Here is a 21,467-nt window from a genome sequence, read left to right on the forward strand (position 1 = left end):
GGATGGCGTGGCTGTAGCGGCTTGGGGGGGCTTGTGCAACGGGGCCCTAGAAACGGGGGGGCTGGATCGGGGGGCTGGCCGTGCCTATGTAAGGGGGGCAGGCAAAGGGGCAGGGATTGGGCGTTTCAGATCTGGTGGACGATGTCTGGCGCGGGGTCGAGGCCCTGGCGCTGCCGGCTCCGGTCTTGCGGCTTGGGGTGACGGGCCTCAGCCGGGCGGGCAAGACCGTCTTCATCACCAACCTTGTGGCCAACTTGCTGGAGCGGGGTCGGATGCCGCAGCTGACCGCGCGCAACCGGATCGAGGCGGTCTATCTGCAGCCGCAGCCCGACATGACCCTGCCGCGCTTTGCCTATGAGGACCATCTCGCCGCGATGACGGGCGACAACCCGCGCTGGCCGCAATCGACACGGGCGGTGTCGGAACTGCGGCTGTCCTTCCGCACCCGGGGGCGCGGCTTCATCGGCGGGATGACCGGGCCACGGGTGCTGCATGTCGATATCGTGGATTACCCGGGCGAGTGGCTTCTGGATCTGGCGCTTTTGGACAAGAGCTATGAGGACTGGTCCGACGGCGTGCTGTCGCGGCTGGCCAAGCGCGCGGAAGCGCGTGATTTCATGGCCTTGGCTCGGGCCGAGGATGGCGCCTTGCGCCTGGACGAACCGAAAGCCATGGCGCTGGCCGCGAGCTTTACCGCGCATCTGAACGCCGCGCGCGCGGCGGGATGGACCGATTGCACCCCGGGGCGTTTCCTGTTGCCTGGCGATCTGGCGGGCAGCCCGGTCCTGACCTTTGCCCCCCTGCCCAAGCCCGCCCAACGCCCGCGCGGCTGTCTCTGGACCGAGATGGAGCGCCGCTATGCCGCCTACAAGGACAAGGTCGTCCGCCCCTTCTTCCGCGACCATTTCGCCCGGATCGACCGCCAGATCGTGCTGGTCGACGTGCTTTCGGCGCTGCATCAGGGCCCGGCCGCGGTCGAGGATCTGCGCCGCACCATGGCCGAGGTGCTGACCGCCTTCCGCCCCGGGCGCAACGGCTGGCTGGATCTGCTTCTGGGCGGGCGGCGGGTCGAGCGGCTGCTGTTCGCCGCGACCAAGGCCGACCATCTGCACCACCGCCAGCACCCCGCCCTGACCGCGATCACCCAAGCCATGCTGGCCGAGGCCAAGGCCCGCGCCGATTTCGCCGGGGCCGGGACGGCGGCCCTGTCGCTGGCCAGCCTGCGCTGCACGGTGGAGGAAGAGATCACCCGCGGCGGCGAGGTGCTGGATGCGGTGCGCGGGCGGCTCGCCGATGGAAGGCAGGTCGCGATGTATGCCGGTGAACTGCCGCTCGACCCCGCGCGCATCCTCTCCCCGGCGCGGGAAGGGGCGGAAAAATGGCTCGACGCCGATTTCGCCCTGATGGGCTTTGCCCCGGCCCGCGCTGCCCGCAAGCCCGGCGAGGGACCGCCGCACATCCGGCTTGACCGCGCGGCGGAGTTTCTGATCGGGGACAAGCTGTGACTTTGGCTGTGACCTTGAAGGAGAACCCGCATGGCGCAAGGTGACGAGCGGCTGAAACGCCCGGCGCTTCTGGAACGGGCGGGCGAGGTCGACCCCGGTCTGGCCGAGATGCCCGAGGATCTGCCGCTGGGTCAGGCGATGGAGGGCGTGCGCCGGCTGGCCGCGCGGCGCAGCTCGGCCTTCGCGCGCTTTGCGACCTGGGTTTTCGGCAGCCTCTTCTCGCTGGTGATCACGGTTTCGGCGTGGAACTTTGTGGCAGGGCTGATCGCCAGCAACATCTGGCTCGGCTGGCTGGCGCTTGTGCTGCTGGTGCTGGCGGCGGGGATCGTGCTGGTGCTGGTGGTGGGCGAATTGCGCGCCTTCTCGCGTCTCGCCCGGCTGGACAGCATCCGCCTGCAGGCGCTGAAGGCGGTGGAAAGCGGCGAGTTGGCGCAGGCCCGTGCAGTTCTGGCCCGGCTGGAAGGGCTTTACGCCGGGCGGCCGCAAATGGAATGGGCCCGCGCGCGGCTGGCCGAGCGGCAGGAGGAGGTGCTGGATGCCGATGCGCTGTTGCGGCTGGCCGAGGTCGAACTGATCCTGCCGCTGGATGACCTCGCCCGCGCCGAGGTCGAGGCCGCGGCGCGGCAGGTGGCGACGGTGACCGCGCTGATCCCGCTGGCCCTGGCCGATGTCGCAACGGCGCTGGTGTCGAACCTGCGGATGATCCGCCGCGTGGCCGAGATTTACGGCGGGCGGGCGGGATCGCTGGGCTCATGGCGCCTGCTCCGCCGGGTCTTCCTGTCGCTGGTGGCGACGGGGGCGGTGGCGCTGACCGACGACCTGATCGGCTCCTTCGCCGGCGGCGGCATCCTGTCGAAACTGTCGCGCCGCTTCGGCGAGGGGGTGGTGAATGGGGCGCTGACCGCAAGGGTGGGTCTGACAGCGATGGAGATCTGCCGCCCGATGCCCTTTGTCGCGGTGGAACGCCCCGGGGTTTCGGCGACGATCAGCCGGGCCCTGGCCGGGTTGTTCGGGGCGAAAGAGGCCGGTTAGGTCCCGAAGATGGGCAAATTGCCCATCCTACCGGCCAATGTCACGAGCGGAACTTCTGCGCCAGCTTTTGCAAGGCGGTCAGCGGACTTGCAGCGGGATCTTCACGTGGTTTCTCAACCGCCGGCCCCTTGGGTTCAGCCGCTTTGGTTTCGCCCGTCCTGGCCTCCGGCGCATCGCGGGGGGCCTTGCGTGGCGGCGAGACGCGAAGGGCGACCGTGGTCATGAAGCGGGAGTCCTCGCCCTGGGCGAGATCCGCCGCGCCATCCGAGACGCCCTGCAGCACAGGCTCCAGCCAGTCGCGGTCGGCTTTCGAGAAGTCGTGCAGCACATAGCCCGCCACGGCATCCTTGTGGCCGGGATGGCCGATCCCCATGCGGACGCGGCCATAGGCCTCGCCCAGATGGGCATGGATCGAACGCAGGCCGTTATGCCCGGCATGCCCCCCCGCCATCTTGACCCGCAGCTTGCCGGGGGCGAGGTCGAGCTCGTCATGAAAGACCACGACATCGGCCAGGGCCAGCTTGTAGAAGGTCACGGCGGCCTGCACGGAAAGGCCGGATTTGTTCATGAAGGTCTCGGGCTTCAGAAGCACGACCTTTTCGCCGCCGAGCCGGCCCTCGGACACGAGGCCATGGAAAGCCTTCTTCCACGGGCCAAAGCCGTGATCGGCCGCGATGCGGTCCAGCGCCATGAAGCCGATGTTGTGGCGGTTGCCGGCATATTCGGCCCCCGGATTGCCCAGACCCACGAAGAGTTTCATGCCTCACCTCTGCCCCAGCATGTCGCCTGCCCTGATGCGGTGCAAGCCTCGCAAATGAAAACGGGCGGCAAGGGGATGCCGCCCGTTCAAAACCTCACCCGGCGAAAGCTCAGGCCTCGGCTTCAGCTTCCGCAGCCACCAGACCGGCCGGAGCCGCGATGTTGGCGATGACGAAGTTGCGCGCGATGGTCGGCTTGACGCCTTCCGGCAGGACGGCGTCGTTGATGTGGATCACATCGCCGATGTTCTTGCCGGTCAGGTCGATCGTGATGTGATCGGGGATATCGCCCGCGAGCACTTCCAGTTCGACTTCCGGACGCACGATGGTCAGCGTGCCGCCCTTTTTCAGGCCGGGAGCCGCGTCGTGGTTCTCGAAAGTGACGTGGATGTGCAGGACGATACGCGACTCGTCATGCAGACGCATGAAGTCGACATGGGTCGGCAGGTCGCGGACCACATCGCGCTGAACGCCGCGGCAGATGACATGAGTGTCAGCCTGGCCCGGGACTTTCAGGTTGAAGAGGGTCTGCAGGAAGCGGCCGGCCTTCAGGTGCTTCAAGAGGTAGTTGTACGGAACCTTGATGGCGATGGGCTCTTGGCCATCCCCATAAACGATCCCGGGTACGAATCCTTCACGACGAGTTTGACGAGCGGCCCCCTTGCCTGTCCCCGTACGAACCTCGACGTTCAGATCATTGATCTGGCGTGCCATAGGTATTCTCCTGTTAAAGTCCGCCATCCTCCAAGGGTGCATGGCGCGACCTGCGGGGCTATAAAGCGGAACGCGGCGGAGGGGAAGCGCAAAATCCCTGTGAAACCGCGGTTTTTGAAGGGGTATGACGATGGAACATGACGCGGAACTGCTGGCAGCGGCGCTGAGCGTGGTCAAGCCGCGGCGCCTGTCGCCGACGGTGGAGGTGGCCAGCGTCGGCGCCGCCCTGCGCAGCGCCGCGGGACGCATCTATACCGGCGTCTGCATCGACGCCGCCTGCAGCCTCGGCTTTTGCGCCGAACATGCCGCCGTGGCCGCGATGATCACCGCCGGCGAAAGCCGGATCCGCGCCGTGGTCGCCGTCGATGCCCAGGGCCAGATCCTGCCGCCCTGCGGCCGCTGCCGCGAACTCATCGTCCAGATCGACCCGGCAAATCGCGCGACAGAGGTCCTGTTGCCCACTGGACGCCGCCCGATGCGGGAGCTGCTGCCCGACCACTGGCTGCCCGAAGCCGCACCACCGCAGGCCTGACATCCCGGCGATTCGCCCTGATCCACCCGGGGAAGGGGGCTTGCCGCCCCCTCGCCTTCGGCTTCACCCCCGCGGATATTTGCATCTGGATGAAATGGAAGGGCAGGGGCGCCTTGTGTTTGCGCTTTGCCCAAATACTCCCGCCGGAGGCATCGCCCGAGCCGGTTGGCCGCAGGCCAGAGGCGAGAAAAAGACCTGCGCCGCAGGCGCTCAACTGGATCACGGGTCGGACCCGGCGCGGCTTCGGCAAGATTTGCCCGGCCTTGCTTGAGTTTCGCCAAAGCCTTGCTTACACAGAGCCCAGAGGATTGAGGGGACCCCCATGCGCATCCATAGCGATCTGGCTGACACCATTGGCAACACACCGCTCCTGAAGCTGAAGCGGGCCTCCGAGATGACGGGCTGCACCATCCTCGGCAAATGCGAGTTTCTCAATCCGGGCCAGTCGGTCAAGGACCGCGCCGCGCTGTTCATCATCAAGGATGCCGTGGCGCGCGGGCTGCTGAAACCCGGCGGCACGATCGTCGAGGGTACGGCGGGCAATACCGGCATTGGCCTGGCCCTCGTCGGCGCCTCGATGGGGTTCCGCACCGTCATCGTGATCCCGGAAACCCAGAGCCAGGAAAAGAAGGACATGATCCGCCTGGCCGGGGCCGAACTCGTCCAGGTGCCGGCGGTGCCTTACAAGAACCCGAACAATTACATCCGCTACTCCGGTCGTCTGGCCGAGGCTCTGTCGCGGACCGAGCCCAATGGGGCGATCTGGGCCAACCAGTTCGACAATGTCGCCAACCGTCAGGCCCATATCGAAACCACCGGCCCCGAGATCTGGGAGCAGACCGACGGCAAAGTTGACGGCTTCATCTGCGCCGTGGGCTCGGGTGGCACATTGGCCGGCACCGCCATGGCCCTGCAGCCCAAGGGCGTGAAGATCGGCCTCGCCGATCCCGAAGGGGCGGCGCTTTATTCCTGGTACACCAGCGGCAAGTTCGAGAGCCCCGGCAACTCGATCACCGAGGGCATCGGCCAGGGCCGGATCACCGCCAACCTCGAAGGCTTCAAACCAGACATGAGCTACCGCATTCCGGATTCCGAGGCGCTGCCCCTGGTCTTCGAGATGCTGGAGGACGAGGGAATCTGCCTCGGCGGCTCCTCGGGCATCAACATCGCCGGCGCGATCCGGATGGCGCGCGACCTCGGGCCGGGCAAGACCATCGTCACCATCCTCTGCGACTATGGCAACCGCTATCAGTCCAAACTGTTCAACCCGACGTTCCTGAAGGAAAAGGGCCTGCCGGTGCCGGAATGGCTGGACCGGGCGCCGTCCAACATTCCCACGGTTTTCGAGGACGCATGACAGGCCCGGGCCGGATGAAGCGCCGCCTGAGGCGCGCTTTTCTGGCCGGAGGTCTGGCTGCACTCTGTGCCCTGGCGCCGGGCGCGCCGCTTTATGCCCAGGACAAGGCGGCACCGGTCACCGTCATCCCGGTGGCCCCGGCGCCAGAGACTTCGGCCAGTGACAACGCGGTCATCTCGGGCGGCGCCGCCCCCGGGCAGCCCACGGTCAAGGTCCATGCCGATGGCTCGGGCGCGCTGATCCCCGAAAAGCCGCGCAGTGCCCTCGACAGCACCGCCGCCGCAGGCTCCACCGCTGATACCGCGATCGCCGATACGACGGCCGGGGAGGCCCCGCTTTCGGGCGGTTTCGCACCGAAAGCCGGGGCGGCGGGCGGGGCTGCGCCCAAGCCGGTGGCCAGCGGCGGCGCCAGCAGCGGCGCGCTGGACTATCAGGGCTGGGAGCGGATGGCGACGCGGGCCGAATCCGCCATCTCCAACCCCAACCTTTCGGACGTGTCGCTGGAAAACCTGCGCCTGGAACTGACACGCTGGCGCGAACAGCTGCAGGGCGCGCAGAACGCCAATTCCACCCGGATCGCCACGCTGAAGGACCAGATCTCGGCACTTGGCCCGGCCCCGGCCGAAGGCGCCACCGAGGCGCCCGAGATCGCCACCCGCCGGGCCGAGCTCAATGCCCAGATGGGCCGTCTGCAGGCCCCCGGCATCGCCGCCGACGAGGCCTATCAACGCGCCGACGGCCTGATCCGCGAGATCGACCGCGTGCTGCGCGAAAGGCAGGCGGACGAGCTGCTGAAACTCTGGCCCAACCCGCTTTACCCCGGCAACTGGACCGATGCAGTCAGCGGCCTGACCCAGACCGTCAAGACCATCGTGGGCGAGACGGTGACCCGCGTCGGCGATGCCAATGTCCGCAAGCGCGCCATCAACAACCTGCCCCTGATCCTGACCTTCCTGGTCTTCGCCCTGGCCATGCTGTGGCGTGGCCGACCCTGGGTCGATTGGCTGGTCCTGCGCCTGCAGGGCCGCACCTCGGCCCGCGGGCGGCGGATCGGCGGCTTTCTCGCCTCGCTGGGGGTGATCATCGTGCCGGTCTTGGGCTGCATGGCCCTGACCGAGGCGCTGCGCCTGTCGGGCGTCCTCGGCATGGTCGGGCTTCTGGTGGCAGGTTCGCTCGGGCAGATGGGCTTTGCCCTCTTCGCCGCGATCTGGCTCGGCGGGCGGATCTTTCCGGTGGCCGATCCGGTGACCGACACGACCGGCGAGCCGATGGCCAACACCGTGGGCGCTTTCCTCAACCTTCCGCCCGAACGCCGGGCCGAGGGCAGGGTGCTGATCACTTCCTTCGGGCTGCTGCTGGCCATCGCCCTGCTGCGCCGGGTCGCGATGTCCGAGATCGAGGTCAGCGATGCCGCGACCTCGGTCCTGGTCTTTCCGATCATCCTGATCGGGTCCTTGCTGCTGGTCCGGCTGGGTCATCTGCTGCGCCAGGTCAAGGCCGACAGCGGCGACGAGGGCCGCGCCACCTACAACGCGCGGCTGATTGCGATCCTGGCCCGGGCGACCAATGTCGTGGGCATCATCGGGCCCTTGCTGGCGGCGGTGGGCTATATCTCGGCCGCCGGCGCTTTGGTCTTTCCAACCGCGATGACGCTGGGGCTGATCGCCCTTCTCTACCTGATGCAGCAGCTGGTCAGCGATGTTTACGCCCTGATCACCCGGGCCGAGACTGATCAGGACGCGCTCGCCCCGGTGCTGATCAGCTTTGCGCTGGCCCTGGCCATGCTGCCGGTGGTGGCGCTGATCTGGGGCGCGCGGACCTCGGACCTGACCGAGATCTGGACCCGGTTCCAGGAAGGCTACCAACTGGGCGAGACCCGGATCTCGCCCACCGATTTCCTGTTCTTCGCCGTCGTCTTCGGCATCGGCTATTCGGCGACACGGCTCTTGCAGGGGGCCCTCAAGACCACGATCCTGCCGCGCACCGGGCTGGACCATGGCGGCCAGAACGCCATCGTTTCGGGCGTGGGCTATGTCGGCATCATGCTTGCCGCGCTGATCGCGATCAACTCGACCGGGATCGACCTGTCGGGCCTGGCCATCGTCGCCGGCGCCCTGTCGGTCGGCATCGGTTTCGGCCTGCAAACCGTCGTGTCGAACTTCGTCTCGGGCATCATCCTGCTGATCGAACGCCCGGTCTCCGAGGGCGACTGGATCGAGGTCGGCCCGGTGCAGGGCATCGTCTCCTCCATTTCGGTGCGCTCGACACGGATCCAGACCTTCGACCGCTCCGACGTGATCGTGCCGAACTCGGACCTCATCTCGGGCCGGGTCACGAACTGGACCCGCTTCAGCCTGACCGGCCGGTTGATCGTGCCGGTGACCGTGCCCCTGACAGAGGACAGCCGCAAGGTCGCGACCCTCCTGCGCGAGATCGCGGAGGCGCAGCCGCTGGTTCTGCTGGCGCCGCCGCCGATGATCGCCTTCATCGGCCTCGCCGGTGAAGTGCAGCAGTTCGAAATCCGCGTCATCCTGCGCGACGTGAACTTCCAGGTCGCGGTGCGGACCGAGATCAACCACCAGATCACCGAACGCTTCCGGGCCGAGAACATCCCCTTCACCACCCTGCACCGCGACTACCTCAAGCGCCGCGCCGACGAGGCCGCCGCCGAGGCCGATGCCCAGGCCGAAGAGGCCGCCAACATCGCCGCCGTCGAGGCGATCCTTGGCGCGCCCCTGCCCCCCGAAGCCCGCCGCCTGCCACCCCCCGTCCCGGAGGAGAAGCCGCAATGACCGAAGCCCAGCCAGCCGCCCTGACCGAACTTCTGTTCCGCGATGACAGCTATCTGGCCGAGGCCGAGGCAGAGGTCGTGGCCCATACGCCCGAAGGCGGCATCGTGATCTCGGCCTCGGTCTTCTACCCGACCGGCGGCGGCCAGCCCGGCGACAGCGGCGTGATCGAATGGCAGGGCCAGCGCCTGCCCATCGCCACCGCCGTCAAGGTCGAGGCGGGCGGCGTGGCCCTGGTGCCGGGCGAGCCGCGCGCCCTGCCGCCGGTCGGCGCCCGCATCCTGCAGCGCATCGACTGGGACCGCCGCTACCGCCACATGCGGGTCCATACCGGGCTGCACCTTCTGTCGGTGGTGATCCCCTTGCCGGTGACCGGCGGCCAGATCGGCACCGAACGCGGCCGGCTTGATTTTGACATGCCCGACCCGCCCGGCGATCTGGCCGCCCTGGAAGCCGCCCTGAACCGGCTGATCAACCGTGACCTCGCCGTGACCCAGGACTGGATCACCGAGGCCGAGCTTGACGCCAACCCCGGCCTCGTCAAGACCATGTCGGTGCGCCCGCCACGCGGGCAGGGCAGGGTGCGCCTGATCCGGATCGGCGCGGGCGCCAGCCAGATCGACCTGCAACCCTGCGGCGGCACCCACGTCGCCCGCCTCGGCGAAATCGGCCGTCTCACCATCGGCAAGATCGAGAACAAGGGCCGCCAGAACCGCCGCGTCACCATCGCCCTGTCCTGAACGCCCTGTCCTGACCGGCCTGTCTTGGCCGTCCTGGCTGTCCTGACTTTACGGGCCTGTCCCGACTGTCCTGCTCTGTCTGTCCTGCCCTGACGGGCCTGCCCCGACTGTCCTCTCCTGGCGGCTCAGGCCTGAATGCCCGGTCTTGGTGGCAGGAACCTGGCAGCCTTGTCCCTTTAATCTTTTCCGGGGCCAATCTGTCCTTTGGACCGGGGTCAGCCACTTCTCGTGACCGCCCCCGCCTGACGGTCTGGACCCCGCCGTCCGTCCGCACAACCTCCTCCTGATCACCGTCGCCCCGAGACCACCTGGCTTGGCAAACCGAAGCCCTCCGCCCCTCCACGACTGCGCCTCCACACTCGCCCCATCGTGACCGCCCGCCGCAACTGCTCAACAGCGGCCCCCCTTTCTTGGTCACCCTGCCAGACCGCCCATCAAGCAATCGCCGCCGTGAAGTCTGCAGCGTGACACCTCCACCGCGACACCTCCCCGTGCCCGCTCCGACGTTCCCCGCCACAAAACCACCCAAAGCCATAATCCCCCGCCCGGCCCCAACTTTCCTCACCGAGGCCCCTTGCATCCGCCGCTATCCCGCGTGTAAACACCCGGCCAACGGACAGGTGGCCGAGTGGTCGAAGGCGCACGCCTGGAAAGTGTGTAGGCGGGGAACCGTCTCGAGGGTTCGAATCCCTCTCTGTCCGCCACTTGCCCTGATGCAAAAAATCTCCGTCGCCACGACTAGCCGAATTTTGTCGTTATATTCGGGGGTTATACGGGAAAAGCTGAACACTGCGTTTGTGGGAGAACGTCGGAAATGGCTCTCTCCCGACGGGTATTCTCCAAAGCTGACGACTGCGCGGATTTAGTGTTCAGCTTTAAGCATCTGTATTTGAATGAGAAAATCTTACCACCATTTTGATGGTTTGTGGTTTCCACTCGCATTGCAGACGCGACGGGCGTCCAAATCGCGCAAAGAGCATTCCGCGCAAACCGGCGGGCCGGACGCACAATGAAGACACTTTCCGCTCAAGAAAGGGCAACCGGACTTTGCGCGGCGGATGTCGGCAGCGGTCAATCAAAGAAAGTTCTGGTGAGAACCGATAGCGATCGGGTATCCCCAGATCGGCAAATTCCACCGTCCGAGAAGTATTCAATGAACGTTCCCTCAACTGCCTCGGTTGTCGAAGAATTCGAAGTGACCCGCGAGGACCTATACGCACAGGTCTGGGTCACTCCAATCAATCATCTTGCCGAGAAGTTCGGCGTGTCCGGCTCCTATCTTGCCCGGATTTGTGAGGCCCTCAAAGTGCCGCGACCACCTGTAGGGTACTGGCAGAAGATGGCGGTCGGGAAAGCAAAACCACGTCCTTTCCTGCCCCCCGCGTTGCCGGGGGATCAATTGAGCTGGTCGAAAGACCGACCGATCGCGGCGCCAAAATCGAAGACTATTCAAAGAAATACAAATGTGGCTCGGACCTTAAGTACGATCCGGGCCGGTCGCCATCCGATGCTCGTTGGAGTGGAGGGGCATTTCCGCAAGACACGCAAGTTGGACGAGGGAGAATTCCTCAGGCCATACAAACTGCTCCTGCCTGACATTGTTACCTCGGAAAACTGCCTCCTCCGCGCCCTCGATATCGCCGACGAGATTTACAAAGCCCTGGACCAGAAAGGGCACCGGGTTCAGTTTGCGTTGCCGGATCAGAGGATGCACCGCGTTCACATTGAAGAGCGAGAAGCGCCTGGAAAAGACCGGAAATATGGCCGTTATGGCACTGGCAACATCTGGTCGCCGCACCGTCCTACGATCACGTATGTCGGATCGATGCCCATCGGCCTTGCATTAATCGAAATGACCGAACAGGTAACCATGCGGTATATCGATGGAAAATACGTTCGCGACGATAGCAAAGTGGTAAAGTCGGCGAGACCCTGGCAACTCACCAATTCATGGACGACTGAGCGGGATATTCCCTGCGGACGCTTCCGCTTGGTCGCATACTCTCCTGTGCATGGCGTCGATTGGGTGAAAGTTTGGCAGGAGACCGCGAAAGCATCGTTCGGCGAGATGATTCCAGCATTTTTGCGAACACTGGAAAGCTCTGAGGCCGAAATCAGGGCGCTCATGACTTCAGCCGAGGTCGAGGCTGCCCGGCGGCAACGAGAATGGGAAGAGAGGCAGGAACGTTGGCGTCGGGAAGAGGATCAGCGGCAAGTCAAGCAGGCATCTGCTGAGAGTGGCAAACAGCTCTCTGACATAATGGATCGGTGGACGGTCACGGTGGCTATCGAAAGGTTCTTTTCAGAAGCAGAGAAACGGACGGCGTTGCTGGACGGAGAACGCCGAACCCGGCTTATGGAGCGTCTGGCTTTGGCAAAGAAGATGATCGGGACGTTGGATCCCTTGGACTTTCTTGAGGAGTGGCTTGCGCCGGAAGAGCGTTATAAGTCAAAGTATGGCGAAGGGTGATGTCGTCGGGGCTGGCTCGCACTGGAATGCAACCCAACTAACGGCGGGAAGGTCCTCGAGCCTAGAGCGCATGTGGAAAATCCCAGCTCGGTTCGGTCCAGGAAATGGGAAGCAGGTCAAATGGGGGCTAGGGCGGCAGTCCACGACTTCAGACCCCAATTGCGTCACACGTTTTCATCCCTGCTGGTCTCTTGCGGGGCTTCGCTGGAAATGATCGGGCCGCTGCTGGGCCACACCCAGATCGGCACCACCCAGCGCTACGCTCACCTGATCGACTCGCCGCTGCGGGCGGGCGTCAACGCCGTGGGTGAGATGCTAAAGCCGCGGTTGAGGCTGGTGGAGAAGTAAGTATCTATATGAGTCGTTGGCGCTGCTCGGATGATCTGAAATAAGCTTCGAAAGTTTTTGTGTGACGGTTAACCGATTAGGTTGTTGTGTTACGAAAACAGGTCCCATAGAGTGACACGAAAAGCAGGGAAATCGATACGATGGCACGGCCAAGAGCAGAGAATCCAAGAACAAAAAACGCGAATATCCGTCTCACTGAGGAAGAGCGCACCGAAATCGAAACCGCCGCCGCCGCACAGGGGTACGCCTCTCTCAGCGAATATATCCGCTTCCTGCATAGCCGCTTCACCAAGGAAGAAGGGCTTGCGATGGACGAGGAGAAGACCAATCCTCGAGACTTTCCGGCTGATCTCCTGCGCCCGTTTCTAAAGACCGCTCACGGGCAAATCTTCTGGGGCGACAGCCGCAGCTACCTCTTCAGCAAAGCCGAGGAAAGCAGCGTCGATCTCATCATGACCTCGCCGCCCTTCGGCCTAGTGCGCAAGAAGAGCTATGGCAATGAAGATGCTGATCGCTACTGCGACTGGTTCCGCCCCTTCGCGGAAGGCTTTCACCGCGTCTTGAAGGACACAGGCAGCCTCGTCATCGACATTGGCGGCGCATGGGTGCCAGGGCAACCCACACGCAGCCTTTACCATTTCAAGCTCCTCGTCATGCTCGTCGAAGAATACGGCTTCCACCTGTGCCAGGAGCATTACTGGTTCAACCCGTCGAAGCTCCCGACTCCCGCCGAATGGGTAAACGTCCGCCGCGTGCGCGTCAAAGACGCCGTGAACACCATCTGGTGGCTCTCGAAAACGCCATACCCCAAGGCCAACAACAAGCGGGTTCTTCAGCCCTACTCCAAATCGATGGAGCACCTGTTGAAGAACGGCTACAAGGCCAAGTTGCGTCCGTCGGGGCATGACATCTCAGACAAGTTCAACAAGGATAACGGCGGCTCCGTCCCGCCAAACCTGCTAGCCATCGCCAATACTGAGTCCAATGGGCGCTATCAGGATCACTGCCGAGCCGAGAACATCCCGATCCATCCGGCCCGCTTCCCCGCGCAGCTTCCCGAGTACTTCATCCGCTTCCTTACCGACCCGGGTGACCTAGTGGTCGATCCCTTCGGCGGCTCCTGCGTGACGGGCGTCGTCGCTGAGAACTTGAAGCGCCGCTGGACGTGTTGCGAACTGTCCGAGGAATATCTTCTCGGAGCCCGTGCCCGCTTTGAGCCCACGCTTCAGTCCCTGCCGAAGGATCGGGGCATTCCATACGAGATAGCCTCGCCTTGTGCGCGACCAATTGCCGAAGAGGATGCGCCGCTCTTCGAGGACGGCGGCGCCCAGCGCCCTGCTACAATGCGCAAGAATTCCGCGCCGAAGATCGCCGCAGAGTAACCACTACCTCTGCGCTCTAGGTAGGGGGGGCCAGAAGCCGCTCCTGCACCCAAAGCAGCAGTCGTCCATCGGTCAACCCCGCGAAATCCACCGCACGGGGTGCGGCGGCGGATTCATCCAAGTGGGCAGGGACTTCGCGGCTCAGTGCGATGAGCGAGGCGCGGACAAGTCCGTCTATCCCCGCTTCCGGGGCATAGCCCCGCGCATAGCGCACGATCTGTCCCGCCGCTTCGCGAAAGCGGGCATTTGCCGTGTCCCCCGCCAAATACTTCACCTCGACAATCCCTACCACCTGACCGGCAAACCGGTCGGCGATCACCAAATCCGGCCGGTCCGCAGCGAGCGCCATCCCGTAAGCTGCCAGTAGGCTTTCGAGACGCTCTTCGGACGGCTCCAAGGCAGGCGGGGTGAACAGCCCGCCGCCACCCTGCCAGAAGATGTCATATCGCCCACATGAGATGACCGGCGCTCCCGATGGCTTGCCAAGCAAGGCAAGGCGCATCGGCTCGCCTGTCTCTGCAGCTAAGGCTTCACCAATCCCGAGCCCCACGGCCAGTTCAAAGCGCCGCCACTGTTCCAGAGGCCCGATCAAAGTGCTGAGCAGAACGCTCCGCAGCGCCTCTTCGTCTCCGGCCTCTACCCGCGCCAGCGTTTCATAGGCGGCAATCGCCAATCGGTAGATCATCCGCCGCGACCGCGCCGCGTCCCGCAACGCTCCTGGTCCCGGCCTGCGATGGATGGCGACGCTCTTCAGAACCTCGCGCAATGCGTCGAGGCGTTTCACTGCCGTCACATCCGCCATTGCCTCTTCGACCAGTTGGGCATAGGCCGAGCCCGCAGGCTGAGTGGCGAAGAGCCGCGCCGCATAAGTCGAAGCCGTCTGCACAACCCACGCCACGACCTGGTTCGGCCCTGTATTGAAGCTGCGCACCGGCTCTTCGTAGATCACCAGTGACGGATGACCGGCTACCCGCCGCGCGAGCATTGTGCCCCGTGCGTCGATCCGCCCCCGCGCCACGGCATCATCCGTCCTTCTGACGAATTGCAGCAGGCTTTGGGCTTCGTGCAGATGCGTCAGCACATAAGACAGAAAAGTCCGCACTGGCTCCGACAGCGCCCAATGCGCCCTGAGCAAGTCCATGTCCCGAGCGAGATCGAGATGGGGGCTCTCCGTCCCTGCCAGCGTCCCGTGCCGGAAATACCGCAGGAACACCCCCGCTGCGTAGTCACCGATAGCCTGGTCGAGCGTCTCCATCACGCGTCAACTACACGGCCACGGACGCCATCCGCGCCTTGATCCGCCTGCTCTGTTCGGCATCGAGCCCAAAGACCTCGACAGCCTTTCCCGCCAAAAGCTCCGCATCCTGCACAACGATCCCATCGAGCATCGGCAACAGCACCATGTCCACCGCGTCGAGCAGCGCTTCCTTCATCGAAAGCGTCGGAGCGGCAAAGAAGGCCGCGTGCTCTTCCATCGCCTGCACGGCCTTGATCGCGTCGATGATGGGCGCTGGGCCGATCACCCGCACCGTGTTGATCGCGGCCCAGAACGCAGCGAGAGGGCAAGGGGCTCCTGCCGCTGGTCCCGCCCAAGCAGGATCCTCCTTGCGCAGGAAGGCTTCCATGAAGCCCGCCGTATCACGGGGGGCATCGACATAGACCCAGCCGAAGCGTCGCGCGAGCGCATAGGACATCTGGTAGAGGGATGCCTTGTCGATGGAGTTAATCGTCGCCACCAAGCGCCAGTGCGGTCCCGGTGCAAATTCATGCGCCGCAGCCGAGGGCTTGCTCTCAGGCAGGATCACATATTGCAGGCTATCCTTGTCTTCGATGTCGAGCCGATAGGGGAGGGTGGTTTGCTGCCCCGACAGCACTGTGAAGAGCGGCCCGATTACCTTGTCGATGTCGCAGCGGTTCATCTCGTCGATGATTAGCGGTCGGTCAAAGCGGCGCAGCAGCACCCCCGGAATGAAGGCCACCGATCCGCTGCCGACAGGTTGATAGCCCCCGATGATGTCTTGCGAACTCCAATCCGATGAGCCTGTGACCAGTGTCCATTTCCCGCCAGTCAGCACCGTGGCGATATGGCGGGCAAGCGTCGTCTTCCCCGTCCCCGGCGGGCCGTAAAGCATGATATGCTGCTTGCCCGAGGCAAGCGCGGCATTGATCTGGCGATAGACTGTAGGGTCGATACCCAGCAGATCGCTCATCTCGGGGATATGCAGCGAGGCGGCCGCGACGATCTCGTCGTCATCCGCAACCTCGTCTTCCTCGTCAGGGAGGCTAGAGCCTGCTGCCAGAGCCGGAGGGGCCACCGGTCCCGCTGCCGTCCAGGCGTCCGAGATGTCCTTCTTCAGCCGTTCAAACTCAGCTTTGTCGCTCAGGTCGTAAACCGGGATCGGTCCCGCCGATCCGCCTACTGGGGAAACCATGATGTCCGCCGCCAGGGCGTTGATCATTTCGCCATAGGTCACCTTGCGAAGCGTGCCGTTGAGCGTCACCTCGACCTCGTGGTCGCGCGGCTGCACCGCGAGAAGTCCAGCGACCAGATAGGGCAGGGCAGCGCCCTTGAACTTCATCGCCCCGCTATCGGGGTCGAAATGGAACGGTTCAGCCGAGGAGCCTTGCGGCGTTGCCCCGTGGAAAACGAATAGGGCGTGGACTTCAAGGCTATCGTCGCGGAAATAGTCGTTCGTCCCCTGTCGCAAGAGTGGCACCAGGCGGAACACTACACCTGCCTTGTCTTCCTGCGAGGCATTGATTGCGCCCAGATTCAGTGGGCCTTTCGCAGGATTTACAGCTTTCCAGCCCGCGCCATCGGGCTCGATCTGGTAAAGCCATCGCGGCGGTTTGTTCGCTGAGTAATTCGGCTCTCTCCAAAAGCCAGTCTTCAAATTGATCTCATGACGGGAGCCAAGGCTGGTACCCAATTTGAAACCGCACTGAGAGAACTGAAGACCCTTATCCCTCAGACGATCTTTGAACCAACGAAAGAAGTCAACTTCGAAACCTGCAATCTGCGATGCCACGTTGCCCCCTGTGACAGCGGTTACGCCGCTGCGCCAATGAAGCCTGATTGTACTGAGCCAGATGAGCGAGGTCCATCACCAGAATTCCGTTCGAAGTTTGACCTTCGAAGGGCCGTGCAACGCGACAGAACGTCGGAAGGCGTTCGCGAGCCAGCGAAGTTGCCGCAAAGCGGTCGCAGGTCTCAACTTGCAGATACCTCTGCACGGAGGTCGTGCAAGTCGCGGGTGTATAAACGCATCTAGAGCCTCGGGCGGCCGCCGCGGTGATCACGAGGCACTCAGGGGGGCCATTTTCCGCCCACCCTTGCGAGATGTGGTCCACGCGCCTACGATGCTCAAAGTGGACAGGCCTTCTTACCCATGGATGGCCGACAAGACGCTGTGGATGTGTTAGAACGAAACGGGATCGCCGAGTGAAGTTACAAGCAATTAAGATCGCGAACTTCAAGAAGATAGCAGGCACCACTGTGCCAGTTTCTCCATTGACCGTGTTAGTCGGAGGGAACAATTCGGGAAAGAGTTGTGTACTCCAAGCGGCGCACTTTGCGGTTGGGCTACTTCAGTCCGAAGCGGAGGTTGGAACCGACACATTTACCCCGGACAAGGTTCGCTATCAGCCAACGCGGGAATTCTGGGACCTCGCCCATGAAGACCGATTGGTAGAGGGCGCCCCACCTATTTCGGTTGCATTCGAGTTCGAAGAGGCCAAAGCAGGTGAAGCCTCAAAGTTCGAATACGAGGTAAAAGTATCGCGGGGGGCTGGTGAGTCAATTGTACTGGAGGTTACCGACCTTGAGCGAACCACCCAGATGTTTTCTGACAGCTCGAGGCCGTTCTCCATTTATGTGCCGGGCCTGGCGGGAATTCCCCTTAGGGAGGAGTACCGTGTTGATGCCATTCTAGCGCGTGGAATAGCTGGAGGTGAGGCGAATCTATATCTTCGAAATGTGTTGCTTCGGATTCATGAGAAACCAGAGCGTCGCGAGCGCCTAAACGATCTCCTTCAGAGAATTGTTCCAAATGGAAGACTCGAGGTAAATTTCAACCCAAAATTGCACCAAGTTATAGATGCTCGAATTGAAGTAAATGGGATTTCGCGATCCATTGAAGCTTTTGGGACCGGGGTGTTGCAGTATCTCCAAATCATTGCTTACGTTGTAAACTTTTCCCCGGCGCTGCTTCTCCTCGATGAGCCTGATTCTCACCTTCATCCAAACAATCAGAGAATGATTGCATCAGCACTTAAAGAAATCGCAGCAGGTGGTGAAACATCGGTGCTATTGGCAACGCATTCAAGGACTATTCTAGATCAACTAGAGAATTCAGAGCATACCAACTTCGTCTGGATTGATGACGGATCAGTTCATCCCGAGCAAGGCAAAGATAGAATATCAATGCTGGTCGGTCTCGGGGCGCTTGAAGGCGCCGAGAGGTTCTACTCAACAGGCTGTGCGACAATAGTACTGACTGAAGATACTGACACAAGCTATCTACGCGTGCTCCTTGAGGCGAATGGCGCAAAGCCTGCCCAGTTTTTAATACATAGTTATAGAACAAGTTCAAAGTTCAATTCAGCAATCGATCTATCTCGCTTCATCAATCTGGTGAAGCCCGGGGTGCGGGTAATAATCCACCGTGACCGAGACTTCATGACTGCGGAGGATGAAGCAAGATTTATGGCTGCTTTCCCGGAGAATGGGAAGGCATATAGTGTGTTCTTAACAAGTTACTCTGATGTTGAGCACTATTTCTTGAATCCGGCCCACATAAGTTCGTGCACTGACCTTCAGCCACAAGACGTAGAGGCTATGATCAACGGAATAGCGGCGAAATTCAAAACAACTTTCTATGACTCGTTTAGGTCGAAACGAGATCAAATAAAGTACTCCCTATACAACGATGATCGCGCGAATTGCCAGTCTAGCTTGAAGTTATTTGAATCTTTGCCTGTATTTGAATCATCTCTCGGAAAAGAGCTATTAAAGAAAGTCTCAGATGCACTACAAGAGACGTGTGGGAAAAATAAGTCCGATCTTCTTGTAGCTTCAGCAGAACTCAAGGATGCTCGCCTTTCACAATTGATTGCAGACCTACCAGCGGTCGAGGGAAGCGAAAGTGCGTGGCCTCGAGAGATCCCGAAGGGAGCTATCTATGGTTGAATCTCCTGATCGCGACGATGTAGTGCTAGAAATCCTCTTGCAGTTGCGATTGGAACAGCAGGCGCTCATCAGTGAGGGGCTCGTTCGCGAAATATATGAACTTCAGCGTCGGTTTCAGTTTGACACTGAGCGGGACGCAGTACTTCTTGGGGCGAAGAAAGCCGTGGAGGCCGAGGTCGATAGTAACAAAGTAGGCTCATCATGAGGCTGACGAAAATCACAGTTCAGAACTTTATGCCGTATCGAGGCGTTCAGACTATGGAGATGCCGTCTGGAAGTCGCAACGTGGTTGTCGTCTATGGAGACAATATGCGTGGTAAGACGAGCTTTCTGAACTCAATTCGTTTTGCCTTCTTTGGCTATGCAACAGCGAGGCAATCTCGTCAGATAGATCGGATGGACCTGATTAATGAAGATGCGAAGCTAGCCGGTGATTGGTCGCTTTTCGTTTCGGTTGAACTGGACGCAAACGGGTCGCAATACGAGCTCCGGCGCGAGCTTCGCCCCTTTCAACATGTGGCGCACCCCGTTTCGAGCAAAGAGCTGCAGGAGATCTTTACGCTGCGAAAGGACGGAATCCCTGTTACAGGTCAGGATCGAGCGTTCGAAATGAATCAATTGATGCCTGAGGGCATTTCTCGATTCTTTCTTTTCGATGGTGAGTTACTTCAAGAGTACGAGATGCTCGTTCGTGATGAGAACTCTGCATTGAAAATTAAACAGGCAATTGAACATGTTCTTGGTCTTCCCGCGCTGACCAAGGGAGGCGAAGAGATTCGGACATTACTGACGCAGGCGCAAGCGCGACAGTCGGAGGACTTGAAGCAACTTAGAACACTGACGGCCCAAGCTGAACAACAACGGTCTCTGCAGTCGCGTATAGCCGATACGCAGAAGGAGAAGGGCGGCCTTGAAGCTAGAGTTCGGCTCTTGCGCGAGGAGACTTCTGCTTTGCTGGAGCGCCTTGAGTCCATGACAACCGCCGTTGAGCAAAGCGAACGACTTCGGAATCTTGAGTTTGAACTGGCTAGTATTGTCGCCAAAATTAAGAGCTTGCGAGCACGTCGAGCTGATTTGCTGCAAGAGGCTTGGCGTGACCTTCTTGAGCCACAGTTGGCGATGATAAGGCGAGGACTTGAGGACGATCGTGATGCTGCGCTTAAGGCGGTTAGAGCGAGCGCGATAACTTCTTCGCGGATCGCTGACCTGCGCACTGTCTTGGCAGACAGAAGGTGCGTTCTTTGTGAGCAAGGAATTCATGATGCTGAGAGCCATTTGGTAATGTTGAAGCTTCAAGAAATCGAAGCGAGAGCTGCGCAGTCCGGAGAGAATCTCAGCGAGCTTAGCGTCATTTCTAGCAAGATTGAGCAGTTGGCTCGTATTCAGGGCTTAGGATTGGCCCATCGTGTTCTAGCTGCTGAGAAGGAGACACGTGAAGTTCTTCTAAAAGAGACGTCATTGCGGGCCTCGCTTGTAGAGGTTCGCGCTTCGCTTCGAGAGTTTGAACCGGCGGCCGTTGAGCGCCTTAGAAGTGAGCGCGAGCAAAAGCTGGCAGTTTCAATCGGCCTTCAAAAGGAAATTGAGGTTCGAGAGTCCGAAATCTCAACGATGAGACGAAAGCTTGACCAGTTGTCCAGGATGCTTTCCCGAAACCCGGAGTCACGTGGTCAGCGGAGTAGCAAGCTCGTTGCTGCGTATAGTGCGCTCGATAAGATTTTCACTGCGGGAGTTGATCGTCTTCGCGATCGGCAACGTAGACGAGTTCAGGACTATGCGGCCGACTCATTTATACGCCTAACGTCTGAGCCCGACTTTGGAGGCCTTTCAATCAATGAAAACTATGGTCTGACAATTTTGGATGAGAAAGGCCGTTCGGTGACGGAGAGGAGCGCTGGTGCTGAGCAGATTGTCGCCCTCGCTTTGATTGATGGTCTGAATAAGGCTGGACGCCGCGGAGGTCCAATCGTTATGGATACGCCATTCGGTCGCCTTGATTGGACGCACAGAGCGAATGTCCTAAAGCATCTGCCTGAAATGGCAGAGCAAGTTATCCTGTTGGTACACGAGGGCGAGATGGACCGTGATCGAGACCTTCCCTCTATAAGTCATCGGATTTCTCGGATTTATCGGATTGAGCGGCAGTCCTCGCGCCAGTCATCTATCGTGCTTGAGCGAGAAGTCACAATATGAGCCCGGAACCGACCACAGTGGGACTTTCTAATGCGGGTCTTGGGGTGCTTCGGGCGCTTGAGACGTCTGGCGTCTTTCATCGCGTTCTCGACGCCTATCGTTTTGCTGTTGGACTAGGGATCGCACATGGTGGTTTCGAGTCAGGCGAATTCAGTCGGACAACCGTATTCAACATAGGGACGCTTGATCCTGATCGGTCACTGTTTGTCGCAGTGTCAGCATTGCGAAGTATGACAGACGAGCCAGTATATCGTAGCTTAGAGCGTTACGCTGAGTGGGGTGCGCAAGAACTTGGCCGCCTTCATTCAGGTGGAGATGTCCAGTTTGGTGAACTGCTCAGAGAGGCTGAAGATCTGCTGAAAGTGTAAAGGAACAGGTGCTTGTACTTTCTTTCGGGTCAACAATAGGTCAACCTGTCTAACTACGTTGTTCACCGTTTGGGCCCACCCGCTGCGGGTGGCT

At 61.4% G+C, this 21,467-nt stretch carries 17 protein-coding genes and 1 tRNA gene; 14 read left to right on the top strand and 4 right to left on the bottom strand.

Features of this window, described 5'->3' with window-relative positions:
• The first annotated feature begins 116 nt into the window (after positions 1-116).
• A complete protein-coding gene (locus AC1DVR_RS12800) occupies positions 117-1,505 on the top strand; it encodes a YcjX family GTP-binding protein (protein ID WP_478000966.1) in 1,389 nt (462 codons plus the stop codon).
• A gap of 30 nt (positions 1,506-1,535) precedes the next feature.
• On the top strand, positions 1,536-2,537 hold the full coding sequence (locus AC1DVR_RS12805; RefSeq protein WP_478000967.1) for a YcjF family protein: 1,002 nt from the start codon (positions 1,536-1,538) through the stop codon (positions 2,535-2,537).
• A gap of 40 nt (positions 2,538-2,577) precedes the next feature.
• Here AC1DVR_RS12805 and pth read toward each other — a convergent pair whose 3' ends face one another.
• On the bottom strand, positions 2,578-3,297 hold the full coding sequence (pth, locus tag AC1DVR_RS12810; protein WP_478000968.1) for an aminoacyl-tRNA hydrolase: 720 nt from the start codon (positions 3,295-3,297) through the stop codon (positions 2,578-2,580).
• A 109-nt stretch (positions 3,298-3,406) separates the two neighbouring features.
• The gene (locus AC1DVR_RS12815) at positions 3,407-4,009 is read right to left on the bottom strand and encodes a 50S ribosomal protein L25/general stress protein Ctc (protein ID WP_478000969.1); all 603 of its coding nucleotides are present in this window, start codon (positions 4,007-4,009) and stop codon (positions 3,407-3,409) included.
• Between the two features lie 130 nt (positions 4,010-4,139).
• Here AC1DVR_RS12815 and AC1DVR_RS12820 point away from each other — a divergent pair, with 130 nt between their 5' ends.
• From AC1DVR_RS12820 to AC1DVR_RS12855, 8 genes are all read left to right on the top strand, one after another.
• A complete protein-coding gene (locus AC1DVR_RS12820) occupies positions 4,140-4,541 on the top strand; it encodes a cytidine deaminase family protein (RefSeq protein ID WP_478000970.1) in 402 nt (133 codons plus the stop codon).
• A gap of 322 nt (positions 4,542-4,863) precedes the next feature.
• Entirely contained in the window at positions 4,864-5,898 is a 1,035-nt protein-coding gene (locus AC1DVR_RS12825) for a cysteine synthase A (protein ID WP_478000971.1), read from the top strand.
• Positions 5,895-8,690, top strand: coding sequence for a DUF3772 domain-containing protein (locus tag AC1DVR_RS12830; protein WP_478000972.1), 2,796 nt, complete (start codon positions 5,895-5,897; stop codon positions 8,688-8,690). Before AC1DVR_RS12825 ends, AC1DVR_RS12830 begins: the two co-directional genes overlap by 4 nt.
• 20 nt (positions 8,691-8,710) lie before the next feature.
• Positions 8,711-9,427, top strand: coding sequence for an alanyl-tRNA editing protein (locus AC1DVR_RS12835; RefSeq protein WP_478001097.1), 717 nt, complete (start codon positions 8,711-8,713; stop codon positions 9,425-9,427).
• A 614-nt stretch (positions 9,428-10,041) separates the two neighbouring features.
• A tRNA-Ser gene (locus AC1DVR_RS12840) sits at positions 10,042-10,131 on the top strand.
• Positions 10,132-10,436: 305 nt separating this feature from the next.
• Positions 10,437-11,897, top strand: a complete 1,461-nt coding sequence (locus AC1DVR_RS12845) for a hypothetical protein (protein ID WP_478000973.1) — start codon at positions 10,437-10,439, stop codon at positions 11,895-11,897.
• A gap of 159 nt (positions 11,898-12,056) precedes the next feature.
• The gene (locus AC1DVR_RS12850; protein WP_478000974.1) at positions 12,057-12,245 is read left to right on the top strand and encodes a tyrosine-type recombinase/integrase; all 189 of its coding nucleotides are present in this window, start codon (positions 12,057-12,059) and stop codon (positions 12,243-12,245) included.
• Positions 12,246-12,385: 140 nt separating this feature from the next.
• The gene (locus AC1DVR_RS12855; protein ID WP_478000975.1) at positions 12,386-13,627 is read left to right on the top strand and encodes a DNA-methyltransferase; all 1,242 of its coding nucleotides are present in this window, start codon (positions 12,386-12,388) and stop codon (positions 13,625-13,627) included.
• A gap of 16 nt (positions 13,628-13,643) precedes the next feature.
• Here the strand turns inward: AC1DVR_RS12855 and AC1DVR_RS12860 are convergent, their stop codons facing one another.
• Together AC1DVR_RS12860 and AC1DVR_RS12865 are read right to left on the bottom strand one after the other, a co-directional pair.
• Positions 13,644-14,882 (bottom strand): hypothetical protein, encoded by a 1,239-nt coding sequence (locus AC1DVR_RS12860; protein WP_478000976.1) that lies wholly within the window; start codon positions 14,880-14,882, stop codon positions 13,644-13,646.
• 10 nt (positions 14,883-14,892) lie between these two features.
• Positions 14,893-16,656, bottom strand: a complete 1,764-nt coding sequence (locus tag AC1DVR_RS12865; RefSeq protein ID WP_478000977.1) for an AAA family ATPase — start codon at positions 16,654-16,656, stop codon at positions 14,893-14,895.
• 413 nt (positions 16,657-17,069) lie between these two features.
• On the opposite strand from AC1DVR_RS12865, the gene AC1DVR_RS12870 reads away from it, so the two are divergent.
• Genes AC1DVR_RS12870 through AC1DVR_RS12885 form a run of 4 tightly spaced genes read left to right on the top strand, consistent with a single transcriptional unit; the run spans position 17,070 to position 21,373 of the window.
• Positions 17,070-18,815, top strand: a complete 1,746-nt coding sequence (locus AC1DVR_RS12870; protein WP_478000978.1) for an AAA family ATPase — start codon at positions 17,070-17,072, stop codon at positions 18,813-18,815.
• A complete protein-coding gene (locus AC1DVR_RS12875) occupies positions 18,808-19,020 on the top strand; it encodes a hypothetical protein (protein WP_478000979.1) in 213 nt (70 codons plus the stop codon). The genes AC1DVR_RS12870 and AC1DVR_RS12875 overlap by 8 nt, the downstream gene beginning before the upstream one ends.
• Positions 19,017-21,005, top strand: coding sequence for an AAA family ATPase (locus AC1DVR_RS12880; RefSeq protein ID WP_478000980.1), 1,989 nt, complete (start codon positions 19,017-19,019; stop codon positions 21,003-21,005). The genes AC1DVR_RS12875 and AC1DVR_RS12880 overlap by 4 nt, the downstream gene beginning before the upstream one ends.
• Positions 21,002-21,373 (top strand): hypothetical protein, encoded by a 372-nt coding sequence (locus AC1DVR_RS12885; RefSeq protein WP_478000981.1) that lies wholly within the window; start codon positions 21,002-21,004, stop codon positions 21,371-21,373. The genes AC1DVR_RS12880 and AC1DVR_RS12885 overlap by 4 nt, the downstream gene beginning before the upstream one ends.
• Positions 21,374-21,467 lie beyond the last annotated feature (94 nt).

This window comes from Rhodobacter sp. P2_H5, assembly GCF_056403335.1.